Source organism: Nonomuraea sp. NPDC048881 (genome assembly GCF_040649795.1).
Taxonomy (GTDB): Bacteria; Actinomycetota; Actinomycetes; order Streptosporangiales; family Streptosporangiaceae; genus Nonomuraea.
On record NZ_JBEZGC010000006.1, the window covers coordinates 151,165 to 167,970 of the forward strand.

Sequence of the window (16,806 nt, forward strand, 5' to 3'; positions counted from 1 at the left end):
GTTACGTTCCATTAGGCTGCCCTCCGCCCTTCTGCCCACCGTGGCCGGCATGCGCCCCTGCGCCGCCTGCAACATTCTCCGCATTGATAGAGCCGTTACCAGTCACCATCACGCCATTGTTAAGAATCGTGGTTTGCCGCTGAACAAGTTCCCCCGTATCTATGTGGCGTTCATCCAGAAACTGCACAAGTGCGTCGAATATGCGCTGCTCGACAACTTTCGTGTACATCTCGCTATCCAGTTTCTGAAAGTAGCGTTGATAGCGCTCGTCGCTAGCCCATTCGCGAGCACTGAAAGAGGCACCGTAATCAAAGTCAGAGCCAGTGAAACGATCTGCTACTCCAACGAGTGCACGCCTGTCATCTCGCCGTTCTCCCAAGTGGGAAAAGCCTGACAGCGGTCTACTAAACAGCCTTATCGACCTCAGCGCCAGACTAAGGTATCCCTGCCACCCTTCCACCCGCTTCACCTGATCATGCCTTCGGAAGGAGTCGCGCAAGGGCGTAAGAATTGAATGGCTTGCCTCAATGAACAGATTGCGCTTTACGATTACGAAGCGCAGGAAGATCGTGAGAGCTAACTCGCCGTCCCACCCCAGCAACCGAATGACCGTGTACGGTCGAGCTCGATTGTCCGGCTCCGACAGCAAATTCCGCATCTCACGGCCCGCGATCGTCGCCCTCGGCCTACCATCCTGACCAATGAATGTCCCACCATCCGAAACATCGCGACCGCTAACGAAGATGCGTTCCTCCACCGTAAGCCCCAACCACTCCAGAGCCTCCACCTGATGGCGCACATAATCACGCATTTCGTGCACCTTGAACCTGGAGCATTTTCCGCCGAGCTCCTTCGGCTTTGTGATGTCTATCGCGAAGGACCAGCCTCCAATGACTTTCCCATATCCACGAAATGGCTTGAATCCCTTATAGATCGTTATGTTTCCTTGCTGCTGCTTGTCGACCTCCAGGATGCGTGCCCTCAACAGCGAATTCCGCGGCTCTGGAGCGTCGCCAGCCGAGAAATGTTGACGGCTCAGCGGGCCAGTGATCGCGTGGTTATAGAAGAGCCTGAAGAGAAAGGTGGTCACTGACGATACGACTATGGACACCCCCAGCACTGGTAAGATCACGCGAAGAGGTGCGAGGGAGAGGGTAATAACCGCGATCACCACGGATCCAAGAACCAAAATAATCGCGGGAAAATTTACTCCCGTAAGTAGCGTGTCACGCCACGCTCGGCGCCTGCGTGCAGCACAAGCGTGTCGGAGAACCGCCCCGATGTCGACTCCGGGCGACTTCGCTATCCCACGGCGGGGCTGCCGTATGATCATTGACACAAGCTTCTGCGCGAACCATTCGTCCGATTGTGCCGCGCAACACAGATGTCTTGTCACATGACTATCCGCTTTTTCAATATCCACGGCATGCACATGGATGCCTTCCAGGCCAAGCGGATCATGTCCGTTTAGTGAACATTCAGCACATATATCCATATCTGTCGTCGGAGCATCGCAAACGACGCATCGCATACCTAACCCTTCCTCCGCCGCAGAGAAAGAATCCCGCACATGTTTCTATACACGGAGAAGACCGCCCAGGCTAGAGATCCAGGTGGATTAGCCGTGGTCCTAGGCGACGTCATCGAAACATCGCCTGCCGTCGTAGCTAGCGGATTTACAGGGCGTCGCCCGTTCCGGCTCGTTAGCGACGCCGACCTGCGGCCCAGCCAGATCACGAGACGCTGACCTCATAGATCATTCCGCGCATATGCCGGATCACGAGAACTGGTTTAGCGCTGGCCCCAACGTGGCTCGGTGGCGGGCCGATACCACGATGTTCGATGAGCCGTGCTGAGGAACGAAGCACGGATCGACGATCGCCCCCAGCAACCTACGGCGGCCAGCCATGCCGTGGCGATCGTAGTGCTGCATCTGTGCGCAGTGTCTGCGGGTGCCCCATCAAAGCCCTCGGTAGTGCACTGCGGCAATCAATCTGGGGCTGGCGCGCCTTGGCCGGTGGCGTTCATCTTGGCCTGCCTACGGAATTCGTTGAGCCAGTCGGCTATCTGATCGTCGTCATGGAGATAACCGCCTTGGGGGTCGGTGCACAGGTCGATGCCATAGAGGCGTCCTAGCGCCCACCACACAAGGTCGTCGTCTACCTCGGTGACTTCGCCACACACCCATTGCGCCGCCCACCGATCGACTTTGTCTCGTGTCGTGGCGCCGTGGAGAATGCCTTCGAATTGCGCTTCGATCTCGGCGCGGGTCGGTCGAGCCGTCATGGGTTCACGGTCTCATGCTTGCGCGACTCTGGCCTGCTCGGTTTGTTCTGGATCGATGGCGTACGGGATGACCAAGCTTTCACATCAAATCTCCTGCGGCCCCTGGTCCCGTGCGCGGCAATCACCCCGGAGCCGAAGCGCCCTCACCGAGGGCACAAAAAGGGCTTTCGGACCGAGCCAAAACTAAGGGGCACATTTGTGCCCCTTGTCAGGCTCGGCCGTCCTGATAATCAGGCCTGTGACAAGTGCCATGTTCCTTCTTGGAGCCCTTACGTTGGGCATGCTCACCCTGCTGGGCGGCATCGTCCTACCTGCGGTCTGGTCCCGCAAGGCGTCTCGCAGGAAAGTTGCACTCACCGTACTGGATCGCATGCTTGCTTGCCTGGTGGGCATTGCGACTGAGCGGGCAAGCCGGCCCGAGCACGGCCGTGCGCAGGAACGGCCCTCGGGCCGCACTCGTAGCGTGCGGCCGAGCGCAGGGCCGAATGGCGGTGCGAAGCGCCGCCATTGACCTCCTATGAGTGCAACCCGACAAGCTCGAGGCTGCGGTGTCCTCAGTAGTCTGGTGCTGAGACACCAGGTTCAGACGGTCAAGGGCTTGGCCGTGATGCGCCTTTCGCCGTTTCAGCTGTTCGCCATACTGCTGATAGCGCGTGGGTGGTGCTGGCCGCGACCGGCCGAAGAGCCGTAGCGCGGCCAGCGACCACCAGACGCGCGGCGAGACGCCGAAGGCGGCTCGCCTTTAATGACGTGGAGAGAAGTTGCTTTCTGGTCGGACCGTAGCTGCGGCTGTTGAGGCTTGAGCTACTTGAGCTACATGCTGTGAGGTCGTGCGGTGGTCCAGATGCGGGTGAAGCTGGCCACGTAAGTGCTTGCCGGTCCCTGGTCGTCGGTGTGGGTGAGGTGCATGACGGGGGCGTTTGCTGCCGGGGTGCCGTAGGCGTGGGAGTTGACGAGGATTTGGTCATCTGCCCGGTAGATGGAGTTGTAGAGCACCGTGTGGTGGAGCCGGATTTCGACCCCTTGGACATCGAGTAGCGCTCGATACAGCGCGAGTGCGTTCTTGACTCTCGCCGCCATCACCTCGGCTCCGATTCCCTCGTCGGTTCCTCGTGCGGCGACTTCCGGGCCTTCGGGGTCGCCCAGGAGGATGCGGACTTGGACGCCGGCTGTGGCTCGTTGGGTGAGGATGCGGAGGGTGGCTGAGTCTTCGGCGAGGAACAGGGCGCTGTAGGCGAGGATGCCGATCTCTCGCCGGGCTCCGTTGAAGAGGTTGCGCCAGGTCGTCTGCGGGACGGCCCAGCGGTGCGGGTAGATCGCCTGTATGCCGTCGGTGAGTGCTCGGTGCCGTGGGGTGATTTCCGGCCAGAGGTCGGCTTCGTCGGTCCCGAGGAGGTCGGCGACGGCGTAGCGGTGGCGGGGGTAGGGGATGCGGCCGTTGAGCCATCGGCTGACGGTCTTGGGGTCGACGGCCAGTGCGGCGGCGACGTCCGTGGTGGTGAGCCGGGCGGCGGCCAGTGCGTAGCGGAGGTTGTTGTTCATGTGACCGGCCTGTTCCTCTCGCAGAACGACCCTTGTTCTGCGACGTTAACATCAGACGTCCCTAGACGTCCCCGAGTTGCGGTGTTCCCGCCCCCGGTCACGGGGCGAACCTCGACGCACACGAGAAACCGCACGAACGTCAGGGAGGACGAGAGTGCAGACGAGTCAGACCATCAAGCAACAGCAACGGGCTTACGCGGAGCGGCTGCTGATCGCGTTGGGCAAGCATCTCGCCGAACGGGACATCACACCCGTGCTCATCGTCAGCAAGGACGGGTGCCCGGCCCTGGACGTCACCGACGTCCGGTACCGGACAAGGCGGGTGTTCGTGCACCTGCCGTTCTGCTGGTTCTACTGGGGTGATCAGCCCGACGAGCGGGTGTCGTTCCTGCAGATGGCCGGCGCCGTGGATCGGATCGAACAGGCCGCGCGCGAAGGATGGCGTGAGGGCGAACAGGGTGACCTCCGCATCGACCTGGACAAGATGCTCGATGCCTACCGCGGCTGACCCTGTGACCTGGGAGCGATGGCTGACCGGGGGGCGGGTCTATCCCCAGATCGCCGACCTGGTTCGCGAGCGGATCCGGTCGGGAGAGTTTCCACCGGGTGGTGCGCTTCCGTCCGAGGCGAAGCTGTGCCAGGTCTTCGGGGTGGCGCGTAACACGGTACGGCGTGGGCTGGCCATCTTGGAGGAGGAGGGATTGCTGGTCACTGTTCCGTCCAAGGGCCGCGTGGTTGCCGGGGAGAGTGCGGCCGTCCCGTACCGCTACGAGGTGATCGCCGCGAGGTTGCGGGAGCAGATCGTCCACGGAGACCTCGGCCCCGGTGCCGGGCTGCCCAGTGAGGCCGAATTGCGGCGGCAGTTCGGGGTCTCGCGCAACACTGTGCGGCAGGCGCTGTCCGTGCTGGAACACGAGGGGCTGGTCGTGGCGGAGCACGGCCGTGGGCGCTTCGTCCGGCTATGAGCCGGTCTGACAGGGAGAGGACGTCCCAGGACGTCTGGCCTCGCCCACTAGATGCGGTTACGCCCCTGATGTCTATCGTGAGGCCCGTGGGACATATCGAATGGGCATACGGCCTGGCCAAGGACCTACTGGAGACGACCCTGCCGCGCCGCTGGGCACACACCCAGGGAGTCGCCGGCCAAGCCGAAACCTTGGCCCCGATCCTGGGCGCGGACGCTGACACGTTGGTCGCCGCCTGTCTGCTGCACGACATCGGGTACGCCCCGGACCTGGTCGACACCGGCATGCACCAGCTCGACGGCGCACGCTACCTGCGCGACGTGGCCGGGGCCGACGAACAGTTGTGCCGCCTGGTGGCCTACCACTCGTGCGCGGACAACGAGGCGCGGCAACGTGATCTGCTGGATGTGCTGGTCAAGGAGTTCGACCAGGAGCGGCCGGAGCTGGCCAGGGCGCTGACGTACTGCGACATGACCACCGGCCCGGACGGTCGGCTCCTGGACGTACACGATCGGCTGGCGGAGATCCACTCCCGATACGGCCCCGAGCACGTGGTGAGCCGGTCGATCACCAATGCGACGCCGTGCATCGTGTCGTCGGTGCGGGCGGTGGAGGCGGCTCTATCCGATGTGCGGCAGGCCGGCACCGGCTAGGTAGTGCTCGATCCGCATCCGCATCGACCGGTCCATCGGCAGCGCCATGACCTCGTCCGGCGTCACCCAGCGGACCTCCCGGGACTCATCGCTCGGTGTCGGCCGGCCGCCCACGGCGCGGGCCGTGAGGACGATGGAGAACTCTTGGCGGGCCTCGCCATCGGAGGTGTAGAGGATCACGTGCCGGGGGTCGCTGTAGGTGCCGACCAGGCCGGTGATCTCACAGGTGATGCCGGTCTCCTCGAACGTCTCCCGAACGGCCGCCGCAGGGATGGACTCGCCCAGGTCGATCGCGCCACCGGGCACGGCCCAGTTGTCGTTGTCGCTCCGGCGGATCACCAAGATGTTTCCCGCCGCGTCGGTGACGATGACGTTCACCGACGGGACCAGGCTGTTCGGCTCGGGTGCGCTGGGGTCGTCGTAGAAGTCGATTCGCTTGGCCACGATCAGGGCTCCACGGGAGTTGCTTGTGCCCATACTTTCTCGAAGCTGTCGGCGTAGGTCGTCACCATCTCCCCGCCGGCCACCCTCCGCAGATGGAGTACGGGGGCGTTCCCGGCGCGGGTGCCGTACACATGCATGTTGACCAGATAGTCGGAGTCGGCCTGGTAGATCGAGTTGTACAGGATCGTCTGGTGGAACCGCAGTTCGAAGTTGTCCAGGCCGAGCAGCGGCCGGTAGAAGACCAGTGCGCTACGGATCTGCGCGGCCATGCTGTCCCCGACACCCTCGTCCGTTCCCCGCTGGGCGACCTCGGCGCAGTCGGGGTCGCCGAGCAGGATGCGAACCCGCGATCCCGCCCGGGCCTTCTCGCCGAGCAGCCGCACCATGGCGGCATCGTCGGCGAGGAACAGTCCGCTGTAGACCAAGACGCCGATCTCCTCGGACGCCGCGGTGAACAGACGTCCCCACGTGTCCCGGGGAACGGCCCAGCGGTGCGGATAAATCGCCAGGACCTCGCTCTCGGAAGCGGCGACCACCTGCTCGCGCGAAAGGGCTTGCGGCCACAGGTACGTTTCGTCCACGCCCAGGTACGAAGCCGTGGCGAAACGGTGCTTACGGTACGGCTCGCGGCCCTTGGTGATCCACCGTTCCACCGTCTTGGGGTCGACCTCGATCGCCTCGGCCAGATCCGCGACGCTCACGCCCTTCTGCAACAGGGCCGCGCGTAGCCGTTCGTTCGCCATCTCACCTGCTCCCAAGGACGTCCGGGGACCTGGCCATCGTAGGCCGGACGTCTTGAACATGTCCCGTCGTGTAGTGATCTCGTCCTGACTCTGCGTCGCATCCTCGGTTGCACAACGCCACAACGGCAGCAACCGAAGGAGGAGATGCACTCATGAACAACGAGATCACCATCCCGGGCGAGACCCCATCGTGCGAGTGCGGCAACGCCCTGACCGAGGGCCAGACCCGATGCTCCAAGTGCCTGGCACGGGGCCGCTGGGCGCGCAAGGAGCGGGCCAGGAACCGGCGCAACCGACGGCGGTCCGAGGCCCGGCGTCCCCCGCACGCCCCTCGCGGCCTGGCTCAGGCGGGAGTGATCTGGTCATGACCACGATCCCCCTGATCATCGCCGGAGTACTCAGCGTTGCGCTGCTGGTGGGGTACGTGATGGTGCTGGTCGGCATCCGCCGCGAGGACAAGCGGCTGAGCCTGCGTCACGCGCCGGACGGGGCGTCCGCGTCGCTGGCGCGGAAGGTCACCGGATGCCGCGTCCGGAACGGTGTGTCGTGGACGTAGCCAACTGCTCCTCGACCTTGGCCAGGCGTACCGACAAGTCCTGTACGGCGGCGCGCAGCTCGGCCACCTCGCCAGCCGTGTCGCCGGCGGGCGCGTCGTCGGTGTCCCGTACGAAGACGCCTTTGCCCTGCTGGCCGATCACCAGGCCCTCGTTGCGCAGGATGCCGACGGCCATCTTCACCACGCTCAGCGAGGCGTCGTACTGGTCGGCGAGTTGCGCGGTGGACGGCAGCGGTGTTCCGGGCGCGAGGGAACCGCCTTGGATCTGCTCGCGGAGATCGTCGGCGATCTGGAGGTAGCCGGGGCGCCCGGTGTTCTTGACCATCGCCGTCCATCACACCACGAAACATCGACCAAGCCAACCGAGAGGACGTTGACAACCAAGCCAACTAGGTTAACTATGTTGGTGAACGACGAAAGAGGAGGTCACAGCCCATGCGTTCCGTCCCGATCCCTGTGGATGTCAGCAAGCTCGCCATCACCTGCGTGAAGGCCCCGCGCCCGCGGGTGCTCAACAAGGACACCGGCGAGATCAAGACCGACAAGAACGGCAACACCGTCTTCGAGGTCACCGTCTCGGTCGAGGATGAGTTCGGCCGGATCGAACTCGTCAAGATCGGCATCACCGGCGAACCGCCCATCACCGTCGGCGACCAGGTCAACGCCGTCGGCCTGCTCGGCTACGTCTGGGAGATCGCCGGCCGGTGGGGCATCGCCTACCGCGCCTCGGCGCTGCTCCCCGCGCGGGAGGCCGCCGATGCGTGACGCGCTGGAAGTGCTCGCAGCCCTGGCCGCTGTCGCGGTCGGGCTGTGGGCCTGGCCCCGCAGCCGGTGGCGCTGGTCGGCTTCGACCTCAAGGGCGGGGTCGAGTTCACGCCGTACGCGCCCCGGCTATCGGCGCTGGCTACCTCCCGCGCCGAGTCCGTCACCCTGCTGTGCGACCTGGTCGGGCTGATGATCGACCGGATGGGGCTGTGCCGCCAGGCCGCCGCCCGCAACATCTGGCAACTCCCACCCGGCGTCCGCCCGGTCCCGGTCGTGGCCCTGGTCGATGAGCTCGCGGAGCTCTACTTGGTGGCCGACAAGTCCGAGAAGGACGAAGTCGCCAAGTCCTCCACCGCACTGCTCCGGGTCGCGCAGCTCGGGCGGGCGTTCGGCATCTACCTGTTCTGCTGCGGCCAGCGCATCGGCTCCGACCTCGGGCCTGGGGTCACCGCGCTCAGGGCTCAGTGCTCGGGACGGATCTGCCATCGGGTCAACGATCCGGAGACCGCGACCATGACCCTTGGCGACCTCGACCCGGCCGCGCTCGTCTCAGCCCGTGCAATCGCCGCCGAGACACCCGGCGTCGCCATCGTCGCCTCACAGGACGGCCAGTGGTATCGCGCCCGCTCCTTCTACGTCACCGAGCAGACCGCCGAACGCGCCGCCCGTACGCACGCTCACCTCGCCCCGTCCTGGGACGAGATCACCGCCCACCTACCCGAGTCCATCACCGTCTGAAACCGAAGGGAGGAACGATGCGACGCTTCGCCTGCTGGCTGCTCGACACCGGCCCGGTTCTCGTCCTGGCCGCCATCGCGGGTGCCGGATCGTTCACCCACATCCGCGACACCGCCAGCGAGCACGGCCAGACCGGCTGGATGTCCTGGGCCGTCGCCGTCTGCATCGATCTGACCTGCGTCATGGCCGCCCGCGAACGCCAACGCGACAAGAAGACCGGCAACCGCCGGCGGGGTCCGCTCTCGTGGCCCGTCCTCGTCCTGACCGGGGGAGTCGCCCTGTCCCTGGCCGCCAACCTCGCCCAAGCCGCCCCGACCGTCTGGGGCTGGATCACCGCCGCCACCCCGGCCGCCGCCTTCCTCATCGCCGTCTCGATGCTGGAACGCCGCGCTACCCGTCCTGAACCGTCCGCCATCCCGGCGCCCTCGTCCCCGGCCCCGGAACTCGTCCCACAACACGCCCAGGACGAGGACGACGGTCAGGACGAGCGGGACGGCGACCTCGCGCCCGCGCTCGTCGACTACGCCCGCCGCGTCGCCGACGAACACCACACCCGGCACGGCAAGCCCATCACCCTCGACGCCCTACGCGCCCACCTGGGCGTGTCCCACCAGCTCGCATCCGACCTGCTGCGCACCCTGCGCACCGCCTGAAGGGAGAACTGACCGATGACCCACGACCCTCGCACCGCTCTCATCAACGGCCTGCTCGACCTGGCCGCCTTCCTGGAGGCCCACCCCGACGTGCCCGTCACCACGAGCGTGACCGTCGACCACTTCCCCCGCCACCACACCGACGCCGAAAAGTGCGCCGACATCGACCAGATCGCCGCCCGCATCGGCTCCACCATCGACCAGGCCGACATCCCGTACGGCCACTACTCCACCTCGCGCTTCTTCGGCCCCGTCGAATACCGCGCCGTCGCCATCCTGGCCGCCGCCCGCGCCCGCCACGACGCCGAAGCCAGCTACCGCGGCTGTGTCCAACCCGACGTCTGACCAGGAGAACCACTCATGCGCATCCGCATCGACGGCACCCGAGCCGAAATCGTCGACGCCCTGTTCCGCCTGCGCCTGCACTTCACCGTCTGCGGCGTTTCCCGGGCCTACCCCGACCGCGCCCACCCTCACCACTGGCGGGTCTATCTCACCACTCGCCCACGAGAAAGGAGCTGACCCTTGCTCGAAAGCCTGCCGGTGATCCGCTACCGCTGTTGCACCTGCAACGGCACCGGCATCGACTCCAACGGTGTCCGCTGCCTCGACTGCGACGGCACCGGCATCGACAACCACGGCGCATAACGCGCAGCGCCCCCGGCCTGGCCGTACATCCGCCAAGACGCCTGCCAGGTCGGGGGCCATCCCTTCACCCGAACGAGCGAAAGGAGGTCTCCATCTTGCCCACAATCCACGCCAACGCGCATGCAAAAGCAGGCATGATCGCCCGACTCAACCACCCCGACTACGACCGCTGGGCGAGCCAGATCAAGCGAACCGGCGGCTGCCGCCAACCCATCCACCTACGCGGCAAGGTCGACCACTACGACCCCGCCACCGGCCAACTCCTGCACCGCTACACCACCCGCACCGAACCCGACGGCATCCTGCGCGTCCCATGCAAGACCCGCCGCGCCTCTCGCTGCCCCGCCTGCGCCGAGACCTACCGCGCCGACACCTATCACCTCATTCGCGCGGGCCTCGTTGGTGGCAAAGGCGTCCCCGAGACAGTCACCACCCACCCGACCCTGTTCGTCACCCTCACCGCCCCGTCGTTCGGCGCCGTCCACACCCGCCGCGAACACAACAGAAAGGTCCAGCCCTGCCACGCCCGCCGCAACGCCACCACGTGCCCGCACGGCCGCGTCATGTCCTGCACCGCACGCCACGGCAAAGACGACCCGCGCCTCGGCGAACCACTCTGCCCGGACTGCTACGACTACACCGGCTCCGTCCTCTTCAACGCCCTGGCCCCACTCCTCTGGAAACGCTTCGCCGACTCCGTACGCCGCCACCTTGCCAAACTCGGTGGCCTGCTCCTCAAAGAGCTCCGCCACCACCTCACCCTCTCCTTCGCCAAAGTCGCCGAATACCAGCGGCGCGGCATCGTCCACTTCCACGCCGTCATCCGCCTCGACGGCCCCGGCGGACCCGCCACACCACCACCGGCCTGGGCCACCACCGACACCCTGACCCACGCCATCCAGCACGCCGCCAAGGCCGTCTCCGCCAAAGCTCCCGCCTACGCCGACCACCCTGAGCGGGTCCTGCGGTGGGGCGACCAGCTCGACATCCGCCCCATCACGCTTGACGGCGACCTCACCGAACAAGCCGTCGCCGGCTACATCGCCAAGTACGCCACCAAAGCCGCCGAATGTGTCGGCACCCTCGACCGCCGCATCAACCCACTCGACAACCTCGACGCCTACAACCTGCGCGACCACGCCCGCCGCCTCATCACCACCTGCATGCAGCTCGGCACCGAACCGGACCTGGCCGAACTCCGCCTCGCCGACTGGGCCCACATGCTCGGCTTCCGCGGCCACTTCTCCACTCGGTCCCGCCACTACTCCACCACCCTCGGTGACATCCGCGCTGACCGCGAACACCACGCCCGCCTCAACGACATCACCACCGGCCGCCTCCCCCTCTTCGACGAAGACACCGTCCTCGTCATCAGCGAATGGGAGTACGCAGGCAAAGGCCACTCCCTCGGAGATCAACTCCTCGCTGCCGCCATCACCGGAACCCAGCTCGGAGGCGTACATGACCTCTGAACTGCTCACAATCCCGCAGACAATGGCCGCGCTGAAGGTCAGCCGCTGGACCGTCTACAACCTCATCCGTTCCGGCGAACTCGGCTCGATCGTCGTCGGCACCCGCTGCCGTCGCATCCCCGTGACCGCCCTCAACGACTACGTAACCCGGCTCTGCGAGGAGGTCGCCTGATGCCCGTCAAGACCGAACTCGCCACACCCGAAGAGCCCAAGCGCCCTGGTAAGAGCCGCCGCAGTCGCGCCAACAACGAAGGTTCGATCTTCCCGTACAAGAACGGCTGGGCAGGCTACGTCTGGGTCACCACGCCGGAAGGCAAGAAGACCCGCAAGTGGGCGTACGGCAAGACTCGTGAGGAGACCCACGAGAAGTGGCTCAAGCTTCACGAGCTGGCCCGCAAGGGCCCCGTTGTCACCAAGTCGCCGAAGCTCTCGGACTACCTGACGTACTGGCTCACGAACGTCGTGGAACCCAACCTCGCGCCCAAGACGGTGGCGAACTACGAGATGTTCTCCCGGCTCTACATCACGCCAACGCTCGGCTCCAAGCGGCTCGACAAGCTGACCGTTCGGGAAGTCCAAGCTTGGCTTAACAAGCTGCGCCGCTCCTGCCTCTGCTGCGACCAGGGTAAGGATGCCGCTCGGCCCGAGAGCCACAGCAACCCGAAACGGCGTCGGCACTGCTGCGCCGTCGGCAAGTGCTGTCGGTCGCTGCCCTCGGAGTGGACGGTGCACGACGCCTACATGACGCTGCGGGCCGCGCTGAGCAACGCCGTGCGGGAGGAGACGCTGGCCCGTAACGTCGCCGCCAACGTCAAGATGTCGGTTCCTCGCAAGCGCAAGGTCAAGCCCTGGTCCGTCGAAGAAGCACGGGCCTTCCTGGAGTCGGCACGCAAGAACGAGGACCCGATGTACCCGGCCTACGTCCTGGTGCTCGTCCTCGGGCTGCGCCTGGGTGAGACGCTCGGGCTGCGTTGGGAAGACGTGGATCTCGACCAGGCCGAGATGACGATCGGCTGGCAGCTCCAACGCGTCGGAGGAAAGCTGCTGCACCGCCAGACGAAGACGGACGCGTCCGACGCCACTCTGCCCTTCCCCGAGATCGTCACGACAGCCCTCCGTGCCCGTCAACGGGCGTGCGACACCGCCCGGGAAGTGGCTGGAGACGACTGGCAGGACACCGGACTCGTCTTCACCACCGCCAGTGGCCGGCCAATCGAACCGTCCAACTTCCGCCGCAGCTTCGCGAGCGCCTGTGCTAAGGCCGGAGTGCGGAGAGTCCATGTCCACGCCACACGCAAGACTTGCGCATCCTTGCTAGTCGCCCTCGACGTCCACCCGCGGGTGGCCATGCAGATCCTCCGTCACTCGCAAATCGCGGTGACCATGAATATCTACAGCGAAGTGTCCTCGGAGGAGACACGCAAGGCACTCAAGCGCCTAGGAGATCATCTAGAACGCTAGAACAAGATTGATCGCTGAAGGCCATCCCTTCCGAGGGATGGCCTTCCTTAGTGCCGCGACTGCATACGCTCGCCGCATTGTAGACCGCGCTACTCTTTTCACGCCTTGGCGCCGAATGTACTGGTCAGAGGACTACTTCTCGCGCAGACTCTCGATTTCGGCGGCCAATACGGCTATGTCGCGCACATGCCCGTAGTACTTGGTCGCATACTGATCGTCGATCACCGGGAGGACCTTCTCGCACGCCGACGCCAGCCGCGTCAGGCCAGAGCGGTGTTGTGCGCTGAGCGGGCCTTTAAGGACGCCTGCGGCGAAGCCATAGGTGTCCGCGTCGAGCATCACCATGTCCTGGTCTTCGATGTCGAGGCCGCGGAAGCCAGACGGGAACGGCATGGCCATGTGCTCGGCCATCATCTGTGAGAGCGCATAGAGCTTCTCTTCCAACATGCGGGAAATCCTCCCAGGGCACGCGGGCGTCCCCACGTGCGGTTTTCCAGCGATTGGGAACATCTGCCTCAGCGAATCTCAACCCTTCTGTTGCCCAGCGCTCGTAAGGTCAGCAGTCATGGCGCATGTCGTGATTTGGGTGAAGCCCTACGAACGAGAGAATCACAGCCCAGACACAGAGGGATACAAAGGCCTCTGCGGCTGGCACGGAACGACTGCGGGGCGAGGTCCGTGTCCGAACAAGCCGTACGCGAGCGTAAAGCTCCGCTACGCGGACTACCAGCCGGTGCAGTCAGCGTGTGTCGACGCCCTCAAGGAGATCTCACAGCGCTACGGCTTCCCGATCCCCCAGGAGTAGAGCGAGCGTGTCGAGGCAAGTTGATGCTGTAGCTGTATTCTGCAGCTGTACAAGATCAAAAAGGCCACTTCCCGATCATGGGAAGTGGCCTTTGACCTGGGGTGGAGCCTAGGAGATTCGAACTCCTGACTTCCTGCTTGCAAAGCAGGCGCTCTGCCAACTGAGCTAAGGCCCCTTCGACGAAGATAGCTTACCGGGCCGGGGAAGCCACCCGCGTCGTCCCGAGGTCGTCGCTCAGCACCAGGCCTGGGAAGTCCGCGATGGAGTCCAGGATGTGCGTGGCGCCGCCCTTGAGCAACCGTTCTCTGCTGTGCACGCCGGTCATCACCCCCGCCACCACGGAGGCCCCGGCCCGGCGCCCGCAGAGCATGTCGCTCTCCGAGTCGCCGACGACCGCCACGTGCCGTACGTCCGCCACGCCGAGTCGCAGCACGGCGTGCAGGACCATGTCCGGCCAGGGACGGCCGCGGCCGCCCGCGTCCTCCGGGGAGATGGCGAGGTCGACCTTGTCGTGCCAGCCGAGGACGCCGAGCACGCGGCTGAGCGTCGTACGGCTGAACCCGGTGATCAGGGCGAGCTTGACCCCGGTGCCGCGGAGTTTGTCGAGCGCCTCCAGGACCCCGGGCATGGGCTCCAGTCCGGCACGTTCCAGCGCACCCTCGTAGGAGCGCTCGAACGTCAGGTTCGCCGCCTGGGCCTGGGCCTCGTTGCCGGGGAAGATGCCCCGGAAGACATCGATCTTGGGACAGCCCCGGGACCGGTGCACGTGAACCATGGCACGCGCGTACGCTCCGGTCCCGGGCACTATGCCCTGGGTGGCGATCGCCTCGGCGAAGGCGCGCTCGACCATGGCGATGTCACCGACTGTGGTGCCTGCCAGGTCCAGGCACGCCAGCTCGATGGGGACGACGTCACTCATCGCCTCGCCGGTCGGTTAGTTCTCGCTGCCGGTCGCCTCGGTCCAGAGATCGAGCTCGGCGCGGTCAGCCTGCACCTTACGCCAGATCAGCAATCCCCCAAGGGCGACCAGCGCCAGAACGAGCAGCTTCTTCACGGTGTGACCCCACTTCTTCGACGGTCTCACCTGCCGGGGTGAGACCCAACGGTTGACATGCAGCCTAGCAAGGGATGGCTGCGCTCCTTGTGTTGCGCACGAACCTGATGTGCGGCTTGTGCGTAGAACGAGCCTTCAGCTCGGCCTGGATCATCCCTTCGACCCCGGCCTGTCTCCATCCCGTCCTGGGCAACCTGCCAATCACTTCGGACAACATCCCGATCATGCCAAATATCCGGACGTCCCGCGCGCGCGGCATACCCCTGCCCGTATCTTACGTTCCCGCCGCCGCCCAGTTCATGGTGATCGCGAAAGCGTCCGTCGCGATGCCGGAGACGCGGCGCGGTCTCGGCTTCTCGGCCTGGCGGCGGGGGCCCGCTGAGCGAGGTTGTCCGAGCTGTTCGGGGCATGTACGGCGTTCGTCCCCGGATGGGTGGCGCCGATCGGCGGGCCAGTGATCGCCGCCGCGGCCAGGACTGCCAGGGCGGGACGGCCTGAGCGGGCTCGCCGGGCGCGCAGGGCAGGGTGTCGGCGGCGCGCTCATCGCCCCCGCCGCGATTCCTCTGCTCGTGGTGCTCTTCGGAAACGACTCCCGCGGTTTCCGGGCCGCCTGTCCGGGCACCGCGGTGGTGGCCGTCAGGGGTGCGGGACGCTGAGCGCACAGGCGGTCCGTACGCGAAACCGTGAGCTGAATCTCATACCCTCCGAAATACCCTAGGGGGGTACCGTGTTAGAGTATTCGGCAGGAACCGGAACTGCGTTGAAGGAGACCGTAATGAGCACCGCCACCTACACCGTCAAGGGCATGACCTGCGGCCACTGCGTGAGCTCGGTGAAGGAGGAGGTCGGCGGCGTGGCCGGCGTCACCGGCGTCGAGGTCGACCTGGCCAGCGGGCGGCTCACCGTGACCAGCGAGAGCCAGGTCGAGGAGTCCCAGATCGCCTCCGCGGTCGAGGAAGCCGGATACGAGCTGGTCGGGCAGTCATGAACACCGCCGCCAAGCTCGGCTCCTACGTCCTGGGACTCGCCGTCGTCTTCGGCGGGGCCCTGGGCGTGGGCCGGGCGGTCGGCCCGGTGGCCCAGGACCCGCCGACACAGAGCCACACCGCCATGGCGAAGAGCCAGGAGGGCCACGAGGGCCAAGACGCCCTGAAGGGCCAGGAAGCCGGCGAAGGCCAGGAGCCCGGCGAAGGGCAAGAGGGCCGCGAAGGTCAGAAGAGCGAGAAGAGCCAGGAGCACGGGACGCCGGAGCAGGCGTCCAGTGACACCCCCGGGGGGCTGCAAGTGTCGCAGAACGGATACACCCTCAACCCGCTGACCCCGATCGAGACCGGCAAGACCACCGACTTCCGCTTCGCGGTCACCGGCCCGGACAGCCGCCCGGTGACCGACTACCAGGTGGAGCACGACAAGAAGCTGCACTTCATCGTGGTCTCCCGCGACCTGACGACCTTCCTCCACCTGCATCCGGAGATGACCCCCGACGGCATCTGGTCGGTCGGGCTGACGCTGCCGGCGGCGGGGCCGTACCGGGCCTTCGCCGACTTCGCCCCGACCGGCGGTGGGAACCCGACCGGCGGTGAGAAGCTGACGCTCGGCACGGACCTGCAGGCCGCCGGCGACTACCGGCCGAAGCCCCTGCCCGAGGCGAGCCGCTCCTCGAAGGTCGGCGACTACACTGTGAGCCTCGACGGAGACCTGGTCCCCGGGCGGGCGAGCAAGCTCACCCTCTCGGTGAGCAAAGACGGCGAACCGGTCACCGACCTGCAGCCCTACCTGGGCGCGTACGGCCACCTGGTCGCACTCCGCGCCGGTGACCTGGCCTACCTGCACGTGCACCCCGAGCAGAGCGAGAAGGCCGGCCCGCAGATCACCTTCTACGCCGAGGTGCCGAGCATCGGCGACTACCGGCTGTTCCTCGACTTCAAGCACGGGGACGAGGTCCGTACCGCGGACTTCACCGTGCGCGCCACGCAGGGCGACGCGGAACCGCCGTCCCCCAAAGGCCACTGAGAAGCACT

24 protein-coding genes, 1 tRNA gene and 1 pseudogene are annotated in these 16,806 nt (G+C 65.8%); 16 read left to right on the forward strand and 10 right to left on the reverse strand.

Annotated features, from left to right (window positions below):
* Position 1: 1 nt before the first annotated feature.
* From AB0C33_RS22715 to AB0C33_RS22725, 3 genes are all read right to left on the reverse strand, one after another.
* Positions 2–1,090: a hypothetical protein gene (locus AB0C33_RS22715; protein WP_358291114.1), complete on the reverse strand. Its 1,089-nt coding sequence runs from the start codon at positions 1,088–1,090 to the stop codon at positions 2–4.
* Between the two features lie 899 nt (positions 1,091–1,989).
* Positions 1,990–2,286: a hypothetical protein gene (locus AB0C33_RS22720; protein ID WP_358291116.1), complete on the reverse strand. Its 297-nt coding sequence runs from the start codon at positions 2,284–2,286 to the stop codon at positions 1,990–1,992.
* An 813-nt stretch (positions 2,287–3,099) separates the two neighbouring features.
* Entirely contained in the window at positions 3,100–3,828 is a 729-nt protein-coding gene (locus AB0C33_RS22725; RefSeq protein ID WP_358291117.1) for a helix-turn-helix transcriptional regulator, read from the reverse strand.
* Between the two features lie 154 nt (positions 3,829–3,982).
* On the opposite strand from AB0C33_RS22725, the gene AB0C33_RS22730 reads away from it, so the two are divergent.
* From AB0C33_RS22730 to AB0C33_RS22740, 3 genes are all read left to right on the forward strand, one after another.
* On the forward strand, positions 3,983–4,336 hold the full coding sequence (locus tag AB0C33_RS22730) for a hypothetical protein (protein WP_358291119.1): 354 nt from the start codon (positions 3,983–3,985) through the stop codon (positions 4,334–4,336).
* Complete coding sequence (locus AB0C33_RS22735; RefSeq protein WP_358291121.1) at positions 4,320–4,793, forward strand: winged helix-turn-helix domain-containing protein; 474 nt, start codon at positions 4,320–4,322, stop codon at positions 4,791–4,793. The genes AB0C33_RS22730 and AB0C33_RS22735 overlap by 17 nt, the downstream gene beginning before the upstream one ends.
* An 86-nt stretch (positions 4,794–4,879) precedes the next feature.
* Entirely contained in the window at positions 4,880–5,446 is a 567-nt protein-coding gene (locus tag AB0C33_RS22740; protein WP_358291123.1) for an HD domain-containing protein, read from the forward strand.
* Here the strand turns inward: AB0C33_RS22740 and AB0C33_RS22745 are convergent.
* Positions 5,414–5,890, reverse strand: coding sequence for an NUDIX domain-containing protein (locus AB0C33_RS22745; protein WP_358291125.1), 477 nt, complete (start codon positions 5,888–5,890; stop codon positions 5,414–5,416). The two genes, AB0C33_RS22740 and AB0C33_RS22745, sit on opposite strands and share 33 nt — an antisense overlap.
* 2 nt (positions 5,891–5,892) lie before the next feature.
* Entirely contained in the window at positions 5,893–6,633 is a 741-nt protein-coding gene (locus tag AB0C33_RS22750; protein ID WP_358291127.1) for a helix-turn-helix transcriptional regulator, read from the reverse strand.
* Positions 6,634–6,785: 152 nt separating this feature from the next.
* Between AB0C33_RS22750 and AB0C33_RS22755 the strand changes: the two genes are divergently transcribed.
* Positions 6,786–7,001 (forward strand): hypothetical protein, encoded by a 216-nt coding sequence (locus AB0C33_RS22755; protein ID WP_358291129.1) that lies wholly within the window; start codon positions 6,786–6,788, stop codon positions 6,999–7,001.
* Complete coding sequence (locus tag AB0C33_RS22760; RefSeq protein ID WP_358291131.1) at positions 6,998–7,189, forward strand: hypothetical protein; 192 nt, start codon at positions 6,998–7,000, stop codon at positions 7,187–7,189. The genes AB0C33_RS22755 and AB0C33_RS22760 overlap by 4 nt, the downstream gene beginning before the upstream one ends.
* Here the strand turns inward: AB0C33_RS22760 and AB0C33_RS22765 are convergent.
* Positions 7,149–7,514, reverse strand: coding sequence for a winged helix-turn-helix domain-containing protein (locus tag AB0C33_RS22765; protein WP_358291133.1), 366 nt, complete (start codon positions 7,512–7,514; stop codon positions 7,149–7,151). The two genes, AB0C33_RS22760 and AB0C33_RS22765, sit on opposite strands and share 41 nt — an antisense overlap.
* A gap of 110 nt (positions 7,515–7,624) precedes the next feature.
* Here AB0C33_RS22765 and AB0C33_RS22770 point away from each other — a divergent pair, with 110 nt between their 5' ends.
* The 9 genes and pseudogenes from AB0C33_RS22770 (at position 7,625) to AB0C33_RS22810 (ending at position 12,926) form a co-directional block, all read left to right on the forward strand.
* Positions 7,625–7,954, forward strand: coding sequence for a hypothetical protein (locus AB0C33_RS22770; protein WP_358291135.1), 330 nt, complete (start codon positions 7,625–7,627; stop codon positions 7,952–7,954).
* 45 nt (positions 7,955–7,999) lie between these two features.
* Positions 8,000–8,692 (forward strand): annotated as a pseudogene (locus AB0C33_RS22775) (FtsK/SpoIIIE domain-containing protein); the annotation flags it as partial.
* Positions 8,693–8,709: 17 nt separating this feature from the next.
* Positions 8,710–9,345 (forward strand): DUF2637 domain-containing protein, encoded by a 636-nt coding sequence (locus tag AB0C33_RS22780; RefSeq protein ID WP_358291137.1) that lies wholly within the window; start codon positions 8,710–8,712, stop codon positions 9,343–9,345.
* A gap of 15 nt (positions 9,346–9,360) precedes the next feature.
* Positions 9,361–9,690, forward strand: coding sequence for a hypothetical protein (locus tag AB0C33_RS22785; protein WP_358291139.1), 330 nt, complete (start codon positions 9,361–9,363; stop codon positions 9,688–9,690).
* A gap of 15 nt (positions 9,691–9,705) precedes the next feature.
* A complete protein-coding gene (locus AB0C33_RS22790; RefSeq protein ID WP_355379708.1) occupies positions 9,706–9,867 on the forward strand; it encodes a hypothetical protein in 162 nt (53 codons plus the stop codon).
* A 3-nt stretch (positions 9,868–9,870) separates the two neighbouring features.
* A complete protein-coding gene (locus tag AB0C33_RS22795) occupies positions 9,871–9,993 on the forward strand; it encodes a hypothetical protein (RefSeq protein WP_358291142.1) in 123 nt (40 codons plus the stop codon).
* Between the two features lie 134 nt (positions 9,994–10,127).
* Positions 10,128–11,465, forward strand: coding sequence for a replication initiator (locus AB0C33_RS22800; protein ID WP_358291144.1), 1,338 nt, complete (start codon positions 10,128–10,130; stop codon positions 11,463–11,465).
* Positions 11,455–11,637 carry a helix-turn-helix domain-containing protein gene (locus AB0C33_RS22805; RefSeq protein WP_319719612.1) on the forward strand — a complete coding sequence of 61 codons (183 nt, stop codon included), beginning with the start codon at positions 11,455–11,457 and terminating at the stop codon, positions 11,635–11,637. The genes AB0C33_RS22800 and AB0C33_RS22805 overlap by 11 nt, the downstream gene beginning before the upstream one ends.
* Positions 11,637–12,926 carry a site-specific integrase gene (locus tag AB0C33_RS22810; RefSeq protein ID WP_358291146.1) on the forward strand — a complete coding sequence of 430 codons (1,290 nt, stop codon included), beginning with the start codon at positions 11,637–11,639 and terminating at the stop codon, positions 12,924–12,926. Before AB0C33_RS22805 ends, AB0C33_RS22810 begins: the two co-directional genes overlap by 1 nt.
* Positions 12,927–13,058: 132 nt before the next feature.
* Here AB0C33_RS22810 and AB0C33_RS22815 read toward each other — a convergent pair whose 3' ends face one another.
* The 4 genes from AB0C33_RS22815 to AB0C33_RS22830 all read right to left on the reverse strand — a co-directional run bounded on the left by AB0C33_RS22815 (position 13,059) and on the right by AB0C33_RS22830 (position 14,785).
* Entirely contained in the window at positions 13,059–13,373 is a 315-nt protein-coding gene (locus tag AB0C33_RS22815) for a hypothetical protein (protein ID WP_358291148.1), read from the reverse strand.
* Between the two features lie 460 nt (positions 13,374–13,833).
* A tRNA-Ala gene (locus tag AB0C33_RS22820) sits at positions 13,834–13,906 on the reverse strand.
* A 15-nt stretch (positions 13,907–13,921) separates the two neighbouring features.
* The gene (locus AB0C33_RS22825; protein ID WP_358291150.1) at positions 13,922–14,650 is read right to left on the reverse strand and encodes an HAD-IA family hydrolase; all 729 of its coding nucleotides are present in this window, start codon (positions 14,648–14,650) and stop codon (positions 13,922–13,924) included.
* Positions 14,651–14,665: 15 nt separating this feature from the next.
* A complete protein-coding gene (locus tag AB0C33_RS22830) occupies positions 14,666–14,785 on the reverse strand; it encodes a DLW-39 family protein (protein WP_013130296.1) in 120 nt (39 codons plus the stop codon).
* A gap of 775 nt (positions 14,786–15,560) precedes the next feature.
* Between AB0C33_RS22830 and AB0C33_RS22835 the strand changes: the two genes are divergently transcribed.
* Both AB0C33_RS22835 and AB0C33_RS22840 read left to right on the forward strand, forming a co-directional pair.
* Positions 15,561–15,773, forward strand: coding sequence for a heavy-metal-associated domain-containing protein (locus AB0C33_RS22835; RefSeq protein WP_352323852.1), 213 nt, complete (start codon positions 15,561–15,563; stop codon positions 15,771–15,773).
* Positions 15,770–16,798, forward strand: a complete 1,029-nt coding sequence (locus tag AB0C33_RS22840; RefSeq protein ID WP_358291152.1) for a hypothetical protein — start codon at positions 15,770–15,772, stop codon at positions 16,796–16,798. The genes AB0C33_RS22835 and AB0C33_RS22840 overlap by 4 nt, the downstream gene beginning before the upstream one ends.
* Positions 16,799–16,806: the final 8 nt, after the last annotated feature.

Coding starts and splice junctions, on each gene's coding strand:
- AB0C33_RS22720 (WP_358291116.1), bottom strand. CDS start 2,286: ATGACGGCTCGACCGACCCGCGCCGAGATCGAAGCGCAATTCGAAGGC.
- AB0C33_RS22725 (WP_358291117.1), bottom strand. CDS start 3,828: ATGAACAACAACCTCCGCTACGCACTGGCCGCCGCCCGGCTCACCACC.
- AB0C33_RS22735 (WP_358291121.1), top strand. CDS start 4,320: ATGCCTACCGCGGCTGACCCTGTGACCTGGGAGCGATGGCTGACCGGG.
- AB0C33_RS22750 (WP_358291127.1), bottom strand. CDS start 6,633: ATGGCGAACGAACGGCTACGCGCGGCCCTGTTGCAGAAGGGCGTGAGC.
- AB0C33_RS22755 (WP_358291129.1), top strand. CDS start 6,786: ATGAACAACGAGATCACCATCCCGGGCGAGACCCCATCGTGCGAGTGC.
- AB0C33_RS22760 (WP_358291131.1), top strand. CDS start 6,998: ATGACCACGATCCCCCTGATCATCGCCGGAGTACTCAGCGTTGCGCTG.
- AB0C33_RS22765 (WP_358291133.1), bottom strand. CDS start 7,514: ATGGTCAAGAACACCGGGCGCCCCGGCTACCTCCAGATCGCCGACGAT.
- AB0C33_RS22770 (WP_358291135.1), top strand. CDS start 7,625: ATGCGTTCCGTCCCGATCCCTGTGGATGTCAGCAAGCTCGCCATCACC.
- AB0C33_RS22780 (WP_358291137.1), top strand. CDS start 8,710: ATGCGACGCTTCGCCTGCTGGCTGCTCGACACCGGCCCGGTTCTCGTC.
- AB0C33_RS22785 (WP_358291139.1), top strand. CDS start 9,361: ATGACCCACGACCCTCGCACCGCTCTCATCAACGGCCTGCTCGACCTG.
- AB0C33_RS22790 (WP_355379708.1), top strand. CDS start 9,706: ATGCGCATCCGCATCGACGGCACCCGAGCCGAAATCGTCGACGCCCTG.
- AB0C33_RS22800 (WP_358291144.1), top strand. CDS start 10,128: ATGATCGCCCGACTCAACCACCCCGACTACGACCGCTGGGCGAGCCAG.
- AB0C33_RS22805 (WP_319719612.1), top strand. CDS start 11,455: ATGACCTCTGAACTGCTCACAATCCCGCAGACAATGGCCGCGCTGAAG.
- AB0C33_RS22810 (WP_358291146.1), top strand. CDS start 11,637: ATGCCCGTCAAGACCGAACTCGCCACACCCGAAGAGCCCAAGCGCCCT.
- AB0C33_RS22815 (WP_358291148.1), bottom strand. CDS start 13,373: ATGTTGGAAGAGAAGCTCTATGCGCTCTCACAGATGATGGCCGAGCAC.
- AB0C33_RS22825 (WP_358291150.1), bottom strand. CDS start 14,650: ATGAGTGACGTCGTCCCCATCGAGCTGGCGTGCCTGGACCTGGCAGGC.
- AB0C33_RS22835 (WP_352323852.1), top strand. CDS start 15,561: ATGAGCACCGCCACCTACACCGTCAAGGGCATGACCTGCGGCCACTGC.
- AB0C33_RS22840 (WP_358291152.1), top strand. CDS start 15,770: ATGAACACCGCCGCCAAGCTCGGCTCCTACGTCCTGGGACTCGCCGTC.